Source organism: Saccharopolyspora sp. NPDC002686 (assembly GCF_040295745.1).
GTDB classification, from domain to species: domain Bacteria; phylum Actinomycetota; class Actinomycetes; order Mycobacteriales; family Pseudonocardiaceae; genus Saccharopolyspora; species Saccharopolyspora oryzae.
This window is the reverse complement of record NZ_JBEOVY010000234.1, coordinates 1-12,311: the sequence shown is the minus strand read 5'-3', so window position 1 is coordinate 12,311 and position 12,311 is coordinate 1. Positions and strand designations below refer to the sequence as shown.

General features: G+C 70.0%; 11 protein-coding genes. 5 read left to right on the top strand and 6 right to left on the bottom strand.

What is annotated here, in order from left to right:
* The 6 genes from ABTZ89_RS26390 to ABTZ89_RS26365 form a co-directional block, all read right to left on the bottom strand.
* A partial coding sequence (locus ABTZ89_RS26390; protein ID WP_351049473.1) for an MFS transporter occupies positions 1-554 on the bottom strand: 554 nt, incomplete at its 3' end.
* A 3-nt stretch (positions 555-557) separates the two neighbouring features.
* On the bottom strand, positions 558-2,669 hold the full coding sequence (locus tag ABTZ89_RS26385; RefSeq protein ID WP_351049470.1) for an acetate--CoA ligase family protein: 2,112 nt from the start codon (positions 2,667-2,669) through the stop codon (positions 558-560).
* Positions 2,666-3,466 (bottom strand): enoyl-CoA hydratase/isomerase family protein, encoded by an 801-nt coding sequence (locus ABTZ89_RS26380; protein ID WP_351049467.1) that lies wholly within the window; start codon positions 3,464-3,466, stop codon positions 2,666-2,668. The genes ABTZ89_RS26385 and ABTZ89_RS26380 overlap by 4 nt, the downstream gene beginning before the upstream one ends.
* 29 nt (positions 3,467-3,495) lie before the next feature.
* Positions 3,496-5,079, bottom strand: a complete 1,584-nt coding sequence (mctP, locus tag ABTZ89_RS26375) for a monocarboxylate uptake permease MctP (protein WP_351049464.1) — start codon at positions 5,077-5,079, stop codon at positions 3,496-3,498.
* The gene (locus tag ABTZ89_RS26370) at positions 5,076-5,330 is read right to left on the bottom strand and encodes a DUF3311 domain-containing protein (RefSeq protein WP_270947167.1); all 255 of its coding nucleotides are present in this window, start codon (positions 5,328-5,330) and stop codon (positions 5,076-5,078) included. Before ABTZ89_RS26370 ends, mctP begins: the two co-directional genes overlap by 4 nt.
* Positions 5,331-5,537: 207 nt before the next feature.
* The gene (locus ABTZ89_RS26365; protein ID WP_351049460.1) at positions 5,538-6,806 is read right to left on the bottom strand and encodes a PucR family transcriptional regulator; all 1,269 of its coding nucleotides are present in this window, start codon (positions 6,804-6,806) and stop codon (positions 5,538-5,540) included.
* 365 nt (positions 6,807-7,171) lie between these two features.
* Here ABTZ89_RS26365 and ccrA point away from each other — a divergent pair, with 365 nt between their 5' ends.
* The 5 genes from ccrA to ABTZ89_RS26340 all read left to right on the top strand — a co-directional run.
* A complete protein-coding gene (ccrA, locus tag ABTZ89_RS26360; protein ID WP_270947170.1) occupies positions 7,172-8,446 on the top strand; it encodes a crotonyl-CoA carboxylase/reductase in 1,275 nt (424 codons plus the stop codon).
* Between the two features lie 174 nt (positions 8,447-8,620).
* Positions 8,621-9,955: an MFS transporter gene (locus ABTZ89_RS26355; protein ID WP_351049457.1), complete on the top strand. Its 1,335-nt coding sequence runs from the start codon at positions 8,621-8,623 to the stop codon at positions 9,953-9,955.
* A gap of 40 nt (positions 9,956-9,995) precedes the next feature.
* Positions 9,996-10,559, top strand: a complete 564-nt coding sequence (locus ABTZ89_RS26350) for an OsmC family protein (protein WP_351049455.1) — start codon at positions 9,996-9,998, stop codon at positions 10,557-10,559.
* Between the two features lie 43 nt (positions 10,560-10,602).
* Entirely contained in the window at positions 10,603-11,412 is an 810-nt protein-coding gene (locus tag ABTZ89_RS26345; protein ID WP_351049453.1) for an enoyl-CoA hydratase/isomerase family protein, read from the top strand.
* A 31-nt stretch (positions 11,413-11,443) separates the two neighbouring features.
* The coding region (locus tag ABTZ89_RS26340; RefSeq protein ID WP_351049450.1) for a PaaX family transcriptional regulator at positions 11,444-12,311 on the top strand (868 nt) is incomplete at its 3' end.

Sequence of the window (12,311 nt, the reverse complement as noted above, 5' to 3'; positions counted from 1 at the left end):
GCCCCGCCCGCTGCGGTGAGCGCGGAGGTCGCGACGATCACGAGCTGCCAGTCGAGACCACCGGCCGCCTTGACCAGCTGCGGTGCGGCGGAGCCCAGCGTGAGCGCCCCGATCATGACTCCCAGCGCGGTCCCGCGGCCGCGCTGGAACCACGACGACACCTCCTTGAGCGCCGGGGGGTAGACGGCGACGAGGAAAGCTCCGGTGAGCATGCGCAGCAGCAGCGCCACGGCGAAGCCGGGAGCCCAGAGCAGGCCCAGGTTCACCGCGGCGGCACCGAGCGCGCCAGCGCACATCAGCCGGCGGCCCGGCACGGCATCGGCGAGACCGGTCGCGGCGAGGGTGAGGGCCCCGACCACGAAACCCAGCTGCACCGCGATCGTCAGCAGCGAGCTCTGCCCGCTGGTGAGGTTCCACAGCTGCTGCAGCTGCGGAACGACGAACGACGCGGAGAACCAGACGCTCATCGACAGCAGCGTGGCGAGGGCGATCAGGCCCAGCGCCAGCGCGGCACGACGGTTCCCGGTGGTGGGTGACGCGGTCAGGACCCCCACGCCTCAGCGCTCCGACGTGCGTTCGCGGTGCAGGTTCAAGGCGCGGACCCGGCCGAACGCGGCGATCGCCCGGTCCACCGATTCCAGCACCGGGACACCGTGCGCGCTCGCCACGCGGCGCAGGGTCCGGACCAGCTCGTCCTGCTCCGCGCTGTAGCTGCTGCGCAGCACGAGGACCGCCGGGACGGCCCCGCGATCAGCGGTGACGATGTCCTCGGTCATCGTCGTGAGGATCTGGGCGGCCTCGGCCGGGGCCTTCATGTCGTAGACCGTGCCCATGTCGGTGTAGGCGCAGACGCAGTCGACCGCGGGGTCGGCGGCGACGGCCTCGACCAGTGCGCCCATGAAGCTGCCGCTGTCGTCGAACATCGACCAGGTCGGGATGTCGATCGGGTTGTTCAGGCTGCTCCCCGGCGCGTCGTATGGGGCCAGGGCCCGGTCCGTCGCCTCGGCGAAGTGCGGTACGACGAGACCGTGCTCGTAGGCGGTGTCGGCGCCCACGACGGCGACACCGCCCCCGGTGCCGACCAGACCGAGCCCGTTGCCGGTGAACTCGCTGGCGTGCTGGGCGACGAGGAGGGTGTCCAGCAGCTCGTCGAGGCTGTTGACGAGAACCACACCGGCCTCGTCGGCGGCGTCCCGGAGCAACTGTGGATCGCTGGCCAGAGCGCCGGTGTGCGAGGCCGCAGCTGCCCCGCCTGCCGCGCTGCGCCCGCCCTTGAACAGCACCACCGGGGTGGTCATCTCGGCGGCGAGTGCGAAGAACCTCCGCGCGTCGCTGTCGGTTTCGAGGTAGAACGCGGCGACCCGGGTGTTGGGGTCCGCTTCGCAGAACGCCAGCAGCTCGGAGGGGGAGACGTCGTCGCAGTTGCCGACCGAGCTGGCGAAGCTGAACCGCAGGCCGAGTTCGTTGCCGCGGCGCACCACGTCACCGGCGTACGTGCCGGACTGGGAGACCACCGCGATGGAGCCCGTTTCGTCCGAGGAGGCATCGCGGCCGATCATCGTCAGCTTCGAGTGCGGCGTGTAGTGGCCGATGCAGTTGGGGCCGAGGACGCGCATCGAGGTACCGGCCACGGCCTCGGCGAGGTCGGTGGTGTCCGCGGTCAGCACGTGCGCGGTCTTGGTGCCGCGGTCGGCGAGGTCGCGCAGGGCCTGCGGGACGGCAGCGGCCGGTAGGGCCACGACGGCGCGGTCGATGTTCTCGGGCAGCTCACCGATCGCGCTCACGGCCGGGTGGCCGAGGATCTCGGTGGCGGAGCGGCTGACCGGGTGCAAGGAGCCGGAAAAGCCCTGGTCAACGGCTGTTCGGACGGCGCGGTGGCCCATCTTGGTCGGGTCGGCCGAAGCACCGAGGACGGCGATCGACTCGGGGTAGATCGCCGGACGGAGCTGTTCGTAACTCTCAGCGGGGTCCGGGAGGTCGAGGTCGACCGCGACGTCGTCGGCGCGCGCCACGGCGCGGGCGTCGACGGCGACGATCGAGTCGGTCCCGACGACGATCGGGTTGAGGTCGATCTGGTCGACGGGTTCGGACAGCAGCAGTCCGTCTGCCCCGGCAACGCGAACGAGCAGGTCGGCGAGCTGGGCGTGTTGCGCGGGGAACCTGCGGCGAAGGATCGTCCCGATCTTGGTGCGGTCGATGAGCCGCAAGGCCCCACCAGCGGTGATGGGCGCCTGCGCGAACGCGACATCGCCCAGCGCCTCGACGTCGACACCGCCGGCACCGACCATGACGATCGGACCGAATCCCGGATCGTGCAGCGCCCCGACGACGACTTCGAGCCCCGGCTCGACCATCGGCTCCACGGTCACCCCGCGGACCTCGACGCCGCGGGCGCGCTGCTCGGCGAACAGGGTCTCGACCGCCGCGGCAACGCGATCAGGCGCGACGTCGAGCAGGACTCCACCGGCCTTGCTCTTGTGGACCACGCCGTCGGCGACGAGCTTGACCGCGACCGGGCGCCCGGTGCTCATCGCGACCGCGGCGGCGGCCTCGGGCGTCTCGGCGAACGTGACGGGATTGGCCGGAATTCCGTGGCGGATGGCGAGATCGCGGATCGTGTCCTCGCGCAGGCGCAGGTCGACGTCGGTGGGCAGTTCGGTGGCAGTCACGCGAGTACCTCGGCAATCCTGTCGTGGAGTTCCTCGGGGTGATCGGGGTAGGTGGGTGGTCGTCGTTCCAGGAAGGAGCGGACGCCCTCGTCGCCGTCCGGGAGCGACTGGACCAGGGCGGCCAGCCGCGGTTCGGCCGCCCGACCCGCATCGGTGCCGTGGCAAACGCTGTGCCGGAGACCGGCTTTGACCGCAGCGACGACCGCGGGGGAGACCGCCGCGATCGCTCCGGCGAGGGCGAGCGCGCCTTCGAGGGCGTCGTCGTGGACTTCGGTCACGAACCCGTGCCGACTGGCCTCTTCGGCGTCGAACGGTGCGGCGGTGGCGAGCCAGCGGTAGGCCACGGGGTAGCCGACGAGGTCCAGCAGCCGGCTCAGCTGGCCACCGACCGGGACCAGGCCGATGGCCGCTCCGACACCGCAGAACCGCGCGCCAGGTGCGGCAACGCGCAGATCGCAGTTGAGCGCGAGGATGAACCCGGCGGCGTAGGCCGGGCCGTCGATCGCGCCGATGACCGGGGTGAGGATCTCCGACGGCCGGGCGAAGGCGGCGTTGGCAACGGGATCACCCGCGGTTTCCGGGTTGTCCAGCACTTCCTGCAGGTCGTGGCCGGAGGAGAAGCACCCACCGGTGCCGGTCACCACGATCGCCCGCACGGCGGGATCGGCGTCGGCCCGGTCGAGCTCGTGCAGCAGAGTCGTCGTCATGGGGCCGGTGAAGGCGTTGCGCTTGCCTGGGTTGTCGATGGTCAGGACGCGGATCGGGCCCTCGTCGGACACGCGGATTCCGGGTGGCATGGGGTAACGCTCCTGTCTGGTCGTGCGGCTCAGCTGTGCTGCGAGCCGACCGCCTCGGCTTTGGAGGGCGCGGTGATGCGGGTGCTGTCCTCGCGACGGGAGGGCCTGAGCAGGTGGACGAGCAGGCTGCCGAGCACGACGACGGCGAGGTTGATCACGAGCGCGGAGATCGCGATGTAGATCGGGCTGGACAGGAAGAAGGGGGTCGCGGTGGAGCCGCCGAACGGCGCGCCGGTGCTGGTCTTGACCTCGTAGGCGGCCCAGGTCCCGTAGACCACCGAGACCAGCAGACCGGCGAGCAGCGCGTGCCGGTCGGCGAAGCGCTTGGTGAACAGCCCGAACAGCACGGTCGGAAGCGTCTGCAGGATCCAAATGCCGCCGAGGAGCTGGAAGTTGAGCGCGAACGTCGTGTCGAGCGTGAGCACGAAGACCAGCGCGCCGACCTTGACCAGCACCGAGACGACCTTGGAGACCAGGGTTTCCGACCGGGTGCTGACCGGGCCGCGGGCGAACTGGCGGTAGAGGTTGCGGCTGACCAGGTTCCCGGCCGCGATGGCCATGATGGCCGCCGGCACCAGCGCGCTCATCGCGATCGCGGCGAAAGCGACGCCGACGAACCACGGCGGGAAGAACTCCGCCAGCAGCTGCGGCACGACGTACTGCGGGTTGCCGCCCTGCGGTTTGATCCCGACGGCGAGCGCCATGAGCCCGAGCAGACCGACGAAACCCAGCAGAACCGTGTAGATCGGCAGCACCGACATGTTGCGGCGCACGGTCTTCGCGCCTCGGGATGCGAACACGCCGGTGATGGCGTGCGGGTAGAGGAAGAACGCCATGCCCGAGCCGAGCGCGAGCGTCATGTAGACGTTCGGGTTGACCGCCACCGCCGGATCCGCCGTCGGCGGTGTCGTGGACTTGGTCGCGAGAGCCTGCGAAGCGCTGCTGAAGATGGTGTCGAAACCGCCGAGCTTGATCGGGAGGTAGATCACCGCGACGATCACGACCAGGTAGGTCAGGCCGTCCTTGACGAACGCGATGAGCGCCGGAGCCCGCAGGCCGGAGGAGTAGGTGTAGGCCGCCAGCACGCCGAAGGCGATCAGCAGCGGGAGATCGCGCATCAGCCAGTTGCTCGAACCGCCGAGGCCGAGCGAGCCGAAGATGACCTCGAGACCGACGAGCTGCAGCGCGAGGTACGGCAGCGTGGCCAGCAGACCGGTGAGCGTGATCGCGAGGCCGAGCGACTTCGACCCGAACCTGTCGTTGACGAAGTCGGTGAGCGTGACGTAGCCCTTCTGGTGCGCCAGCGACACCAGTTTCGGCAGGAACAGGAAGCCGAGTGCGTAGAGCACGATCGCGTTCGGCACGGCGTAGAAGCCGAAAGCGCCCATGCTGTAGAGCGCCGCTGGCACGGCGATGAGGGTGTAGGCGCTGTAGAGGTCGCCGCCGAGCAGGAACCAGGTGATGAACGGGCCGAACGTGCGTCCGCCCAGGGCCCACTCGTCGAGGTTGTCGGCATCGGCGGCCTTCCGCCACCGGCTGGCGACGAATCCCATCCCGGTGATCAGGACCAGCAGGGCGAGGAAGACCGCGAAGGTGACGGCGTTGAAGCTCATGCTCTGCCCTCGCCATCGTCGTCGCCGGTGAACAGCAGGCGGAACACGGTGCTCGTGCCCAGGGCGGCCAGCACTGCCATCGCCATCTGGAACCAGTAGAAGAAGGGGATTCCGATGAGCGCGGGACTGGTCCGCTGGTAGAGCGGCACGGCCAGGGCCAGCGCCACCGGGACGAGGATCAGCAGGCAGCTCAAGGCGATTCGCAGCGGACGGGCGGTTCGGGCCTGCGACGGACCGGATGCATTGCCCATCGGGACTCTCCTTCGAGTCTGGGCGGGTGCTTGCGGGAACGGGCCGCGTGCGCGCCTGCGGCCTGTGCGTGATCAAGCCTCGTGGAACCTGGGATCGACCTGTCTCGGCAGGGATGCGGGGCTGAACGCGTGCCGAAACGGTAGGACGTCGGCGTAATCCACGTCATGCGACGAATCGAGAAGTTCTGCGCGCGGAGTTCGCGGAATCTACAACTGCGCGTCTCCGGCAGGTGGCGCTGAATCGAACAGGCGCAGGCCGAGTGCGAGCAGGAGGAGGTCGTCGGTCGTCGACGGGTCGCGGCGGGTCAGCGTGTGGATGCGGCGAAGCCGGTAGACGACGGTGTTGGGGTTGACGGTGAGTTCGGCAGCGGCCTTGGTCAGGTTGAAGTTGGCGTTGACGTAGGCGCGCAGCGTCGCCAGCAGGTCGGTGTTCTTGCGCCGGTCGTAGTCGACCAGCGGCCGGACCGTTTCCTCCAACAGGGCGTCAGCGTGCGTGGTCGCGCGCAGGATCTGGTCCAGCAGCACGTCGGCGAAGCGAACGGCCCGGCCGGACTGGTGGATCGAGAAGCCCAGATCAGCGGCTTCGCGGGCCTCGGCGTAGGACTGCTGGACCCCGGCGATGCCCTCGGTGATCCGGCCGAGCCCCACGGTCCAGTCGCGCACCGACGCGGCGATCTCGTGCCCCGCAGCTTCGATCCGCGATACCTCGTCGTCGTGGTCCAAAGCGCAGATGGCGACGACCTCGGTGTCCCGCGCCCCGACGAGGAAAGTGCTGCACAGCGGGGAGAGCTGGTTGCGAGTCGCGTGGATGGCCGCCTGCAACCCGGTGAGCGGATCGTCCCGCTGCGGGACCTGCACGACGACCACCAGCACCGGCCCGCGCAGCGTCATCGCGAGCACCGCCTTCTGCCTGCGGGCCCGTTCGTTGACCGGGTCACCGGTCAGCAGCGTCTCCAGCACGTCGGTGCGCAGGGCTCGGCCGTCGATCGCAGCCGTGGCGGACTCCCGCAGGTAGGCCTGGGTGAGGCTGAAGGAGACGCTGTCGAGGTAACCCATCATCGCGTCGGCGGCTTCGATGGCGAGCTGCCTGCCGATCTCGTCCTCGCCGGCGAGCTCGGCGATCGTGCGCCAGATGTGCTTGCCCCACAGCCGGTAGGTGCGCAGCAGGGACGGCAGGCTGACGTGCTGGTGGACGCGCCGGGCCGCGGAGCGCCCGATCCACTCGTTGTCGTGCTCGGAGACGTCGAAGCCGCTCTGGAAGATCTCGACGAGGTACTCGATGTTGTGGACCGCGGCCTCGGTGACGTCGCGGATCAGGACCGATTCCGGCAGTTCCCGGTAGTCGGCGATGGCGGTGCGGTACTCCTCGACGAGGTTGCTCGCCAGCTCGTGACGTCGAGCGTGGACCTGCTGCAGAACGCCGCGCCGGCGTTCGGCGCGGGCATCCGGGGCGCTGCGCTCCTCAACGGTCATCATCACACCCCGCGGGACGGCGTGGCCGCCTCCTCGTCCGGTTCCGGCGACCCCGGTGCCGCCGGAATGCGCGGCCAGTCTCTCATGCGCGAGTGGCGCCGGTCTCGTACAGAACGAGAGAAGTGCGGCGGAAACTTCTCGGTTCCTCTCATGACGTGGGTTACGCCGCAGCTCTAACGTCCGAGTCGGTTGCCGGTCCTCCCGGCCGCGCTTCGAGCGGCGGATCTCCCACGCCCCGAAGCCGAGAACGACGACATGGCCGCTTCCCACGACGAGCACGCCACCCGCTCCCGCTTCAGCCGCAGGGGAGCGCGATTCGCAAGGACGTCCCCGTCCGGACATCACGCATTCGGAACAAGGAGAATTCCATGGGCATTGACGAGCGTCGCAGCGTCGTCACACCCGGCGCGGAGCCGACCCCGATCGGCGAGCTGCCGCCGGTCGGCGTCGTACCGCCCACGATGCACGCCCAGGTCGTCCGGCAGAGCCGCTACGGCGACCCGGCCGAGGCCTTCCGGCCCGAGCTGGTCGAGACCCCGCGCATCGGACCGGACGAGGTCCTGATCGCGGTGATGGCCGCCGGGATCAACTACAACAACGTGTGGGCCGCCCGCGGATATCCGGTCGACCAGGTCGCCGTCCGGCAGAAGCGCGGTGAACCGGAGGACTTCCACATCGGGGGCTCCGACGCGGCGGGCATCGTCTACGCCGTCGGCGACGACGTCACCGGCGTCGAGGTCGGGCAGCACGTGGTCGTCCACCCCGGGGTCTGGGACGCCGACGACCCGTGGATCGCCCGCGGCAAGGACCCGATGATCGCGCCGAGCGCGAAGATCTGGGGCTACGACACCAACTACGGCGCGTTCGGGCAGTTCGCCCGAGCCCAGGCCCACCAGGTCATGCCGAAGGCCGAGCACCTGTCCTGGGAAGAGGCCGCCGCCCCCACCCTCGTGGGCACGACCGCGTACCGGATGCTGCACGGCTGGGCGGGGAACACCGTGCAGGAAGGGGATCTCGTCCTGGTCTGGGGCGGTTCCGGCGGGCTCGGCACCCAGGCCTCCCAGCTGGTCAAGGCGGCCGGTGGTCGAGCGATCGCCGTCGTCTCGGACGACGAGCGGGGTGCCTACGCGATGAAGTGCGGTGCGATCGGCTACATCAACCGGCGCGAGTTCGGCCACTGGGGCGTGCCGCCGCTCGTCGACGACAAGGCCGGGCAGAAGGAGTGGTCGGCCGGCGCCCGAGCGTTCGGCAAGAAGGTGTGGGAGATCGCCGGATCCCGCGAGGACCCGGCGCTGGTCTTCGAGCACCCGGGCAGCGCCACCATCCCCACCAGCATCTTCCTCTGCCAGCCGGGTGGCATGGTCGTCATCTGCGCGGGGACCACGGGATTCGACGCGATGGTCGACCTCCGCTACCACTGGACCCGGCAGAAGCGCCTCCAGGGCTCGCACGGCACCAACGACGAGCAGGCCTACGCCTACAACGACCTCGTCCGCAACGGCCGGATCGACCCCTGCGTGGGCCGCACCCTCCCGTTCACCGACATCCCCGCGGCGCACGCCGCGATGGGCCGCGGCGAGGACGTCTTCGGCAACGTGACCATCCTCCTGGGCGCGGCAGAACCCGGGCTCGGACGCGCCTGACCGCGTGGGAGCGGGCACGCCCCGCTCCCACGCACAACGCTGGTTTCCCGATTTCCACGCACTTTTCCGGGGTGCACCCGCGATCCGGCGGTCCAGCACCACCGTCCTCCTGAAACCACGACGGTGAAAGCCGGCCGGTCCAGGTTCGGCCGTGGCCAGAACGGTGTTCTCAACATGGCGCAAGCAATGGCGCGGCGCACCAACTCCGTGCGCATGGTCGCGATCGGCAGTTTCGTCGGCACCACCATCGAGTGGTACGACTTCTTCCTCTACGGCACCGCTGCGGCGCTGGTGTTCAGCCCGCTGTTCTTCCCCGACGTCAGCCCGGCGATCGGGCTCATCGCCGCCTTCGGCACCTACGCCGTCGGATTCCTCGCCCGCCCGCTCGGCGCGTTGATCGGCGGCCACTTCGGCGACCGCATCGGCCGCAAGGCCATGCTGGTCATCTCGCTGATCACCATGGGGGTCGGCACGGCGCTCATCGGCGCTCTGCCCACGTACGGGCAGATCGGCGTCGCAGCCCCGCTGCTGCTCGTCGCGCTACGACTCGTCCAGGGGTTCGGCGTCGGCGCCGAATGGGGCGGCGCCGCGCTCATGTCGGTGGAGACCGCACCGGCGCACCGCCGCGGCCTCTACGGCAGCTTCACCCAGATCGGGGTGTCGGGCGGCATGCTGCTGGCGGTGGGGGCGTTCGCCATCGCGCGGACGTCCCTCAGCCCGCAGGAATTCCTCGCCTGGGGATGGCGAATTCCGTTCCTGGTGAGCGGTGTGCTGGTCGTCGTCGGCTTCCTCATCCGCTCCAGGCTCGTCGAACCGGAGTCCTTCGCGAAGATGAAGGAGGACAGCGCGCTCTCGGAACGCCCGCTGGTGGACGTCGTCAAGAAGGAGCGCCGCGCGGTGTGGCTGTCCGCGGGGATGCGGCTGTCCCAGAACGCCGTCTACTACCTCTACACCACCTTCGGCATCGCCTACATCGCCCGCTCGGTCGGCGAGGATTCCAACATCGGCCTGCAATCGGTCCTCGTCGCCTCAGCGATCGGCCTGGTCTCGGTGCCGCTGTGGGCCCGTCTGTCCGACGCGTGGGGACGCCGCCCGCTCTACCTGTTCGGCACCGCCACGAGTGCGCTGTTCATCGCGCCGTTCTTCCTGATCGCCGACACCGGCAACGAGTTCCTCATCGTGCTCGGCATGGTCGTCGGCGTGAACGTGTTCCACGACGCGATGTACGGCCCGCAGGCCGCGTTCTTCACCGAGCTGTTCTCCACCGGGGTCCGCTACAGCGGCGTGTCCCTCGGCTACCAGTTCGGATCCGTGATCTCCGGTGGTTTCGCCCCGCTGATCGCGACGAGCCTGCTGGCGCTCAACGACGGCCGGCCGTGGCTCGTCGTCGCCTACTTCCTCGTGCTGAGCGCGATCACCGGCGTCTGCGCCTACCTCGCGCCCGAAACGTTCCGCCGCACGCTCGGTTCCGAGCAGAGCACCGCGGCTCCGGCTCCTTCCCGAACTTGACCACCGCACAACAGTTTTCGCGCACTGATAGGAGAATCACGTGACCGAGACCGCCAACGTCCTCAACGGCGTCGACCGCGATGCCCTGAACGCGACCCTCGACGCCGTCCGGGGCCGGCCCGAACTCGCCCAGGTCACCTTCACCCTCGGGACGAACTGGGGCGGCGGCTGCCGCCAGACCGCTACTACCGGTGAAGTCCGCCAAGCCGGGAACCGCGTCGAGGAGCGGACCGCGCGCTACACGCTGGAATCCGACGAGCCCGCCGCCCTGCTCGGCACCGACACCGCGGCCAGCCCGGGGGAGTACGTCCTGCAAGCACTCGCCGGTTGCTACGCGGTGACCTACGCGGCCAACGCCGCCGTCCGGGGCATCGAACTCTCGTCGCTGCGCCTGGACATGGAGGTCGACTTCGACCTGCAGGGCTTCCTCGGGCTGGACGAGTCGGTCCGCCCAGGTGCGCAGGAGATCCGGGTGACGGTGCACGTGGAGTCCCCGAACACGTCTCGCGAAGGCCTGCAGGAACTCACCGACGCCGTCCAGCGGCGGTCGCCCATCCGCGACACCCTCGCCAACGCGGCGCGCATCTCCACCGTCCTCGCCTAGAACCCCGTCGAGCCAGAACCGGTACCAGCACAGGAGGAACAGCATGGAGTTCGTGCGCAGCGAAACCCGCGGTCCCGTCGCGTGGTTGACGATCGACCGGCCGAAGAAGCTGAACGCCCTGTCGGTCGAGGTGATGCGGGAGCTCACCGACGCGCTCGACGCGGCGGAGCGCGACGACGCGGTGAAGGTCGTGGTCCTCACCGGCGGGGAACGCGCCTTCAGCGTCGGCTACGACATCGCCCAGGAGGTCGAGATGGGCGTCTCGACCGCCGAGCAGTGGCACGCCGGCCTGGCCAACAACATCGGCCTGACGATGAAGGTCTGGTCCCTGGACAAGCCGGTCATCGGCGCGATCTCCGGCTGGTGCCTGGCCGGCGGCTGCGAACTGGCCATGGCCTGCGACCTGCTCGTCGCCACCGAGGACGCCCAGTTCGGCGAACCCGAGATCCGCTTCGGCTCCGGCCCGGTCACCCTGCTCATGCCGTTCCTGCTCGGGCAGAAGGCCACCAACGAGCTGCTCTACACCGGCGACGTCGTCGACGCGGCGCGCGCCCTGGAGCTCGGCATGATCAACCGGGTGGTCGCGCCCGCCGAGCTCGAAGCGACCGTGGACCGGATCGCGGCCAAGATCGCCCTGACCCCGCTCTCGATCCTGCGCTACACCAAGCGCGCCCTCACCCGGGCGTACGAGGCGATGGGCCTGCGCGACGCGGTCGAGGCGAACCACGACATCGCCGCCGTCCTCAACTCCGCCGACACCCCCGAACGAGCCGAGTTCACCGAACTCGTCGCGACCAAGGGCCTCCGAGCAGCGCTGGCCTGGCGTGACGAGCGCTACTCCCGGGTGGACTGACCGGGAGCTCGGGGTCTCCTACGCTGTTCCCGTGACGACCGTCAGAAGTGCGCAGAACGACGAGCTCGACCCGCCTGCCGGGGGTGCGGTTCCGCCGCGAGCGTTGATCGTGACGCTCTACGGGCTGTACTCCCGGGAGCGGGGCGGCTGGTTGTCCGTGGCCAGGCTGGTCCGGCTGCTCGGCGACCTCGGCGTGGACGGGCCGTCCGTGCGGTCTGCGGTCTCCCGGCTGAAGCGGCGGGGACTGCTGGTCGCCGAGCGCTCCGGGGACGTCGCGGGCTACCGCCTGTCCGACAGCGCCTCCGAAGTGCTGGCCGAGGGCGACGAGCGGATCTTCTCGCACCGGCGCGCCCGGGTCGAGGAGGGCTGGCTGATGGTCGCCTTCTCGGTCCCGGAGTCGGAGCGGGAGAAGCGCCACCAGATCCGCTCGCTGCTGACCAGGCTCGGGCTGGGCACGGTGGCGCCGGGGCTGTGGATCTCCCCGGCGCACCTGGAAACCGCGGTGACTGCGGCGCTGGACAGGTCGGAACTGCGCGGTTATGCCGAGCTGTTCCGATCCCGCCGGGTCGGGGGCTCGCCGCTCCGGGACGCGGTGGCGTCGTGGTGGGACCTCGGTGCGCTGCAGGAGCAGTACGCGACGTTCCTGGCGCAGTACGACCCGGTGCGGCGGCGGTGGGACGAGGGCGATGGCAGTCCGTCGCAGGCCTTCGCCGACTACGTCGCGATGGTGACGGTCTGGCGGCGCCTGCCGTACCTCGACCCGGGCCTGCCGTTGGAGCTGCTGCCCGAGGACTGGGTCGGGGTGCGGCCGGTTCGGCGGTCGCCGCGGTGCGGGCCTGCCGGGAGCACGCCCCGGACCTCCCGATGGAGGTCGAGGTGTCCACGTTGGACGAGCTGGA

Excerpts from the sequence above, each read along its gene's own strand:
- mctP (WP_351049464.1), bottom strand. The coding sequence starts at position 5,079 with ATGAGCTTCAACGCCGTCACCTTCGCGGTCTTCCTCGCCCTGCTGGTC.
- ABTZ89_RS26370 (WP_270947167.1), bottom strand. The coding sequence starts at position 5,330 with ATGGGCAATGCATCCGGTCCGTCGCAGGCCCGAACCGCCCGTCCGCTG.
- ccrA (WP_270947170.1), top strand. The coding sequence starts at position 7,172 with ATGGGCATTGACGAGCGTCGCAGCGTCGTCACACCCGGCGCGGAGCCG.
- ABTZ89_RS26365 (WP_351049460.1), bottom strand. The coding sequence starts at position 6,806 with ATGATGACCGTTGAGGAGCGCAGCGCCCCGGATGCCCGCGCCGAACGC.
- ABTZ89_RS26380 (WP_351049467.1), bottom strand. The coding sequence starts at position 3,466 with ATGCCACCCGGAATCCGCGTGTCCGACGAGGGCCCGATCCGCGTCCTG.
- ABTZ89_RS26355 (WP_351049457.1), top strand. The coding sequence starts at position 8,621 with ATGGCGCAAGCAATGGCGCGGCGCACCAACTCCGTGCGCATGGTCGCG.
- ABTZ89_RS26345 (WP_351049453.1), top strand. The coding sequence starts at position 10,603 with ATGGAGTTCGTGCGCAGCGAAACCCGCGGTCCCGTCGCGTGGTTGACG.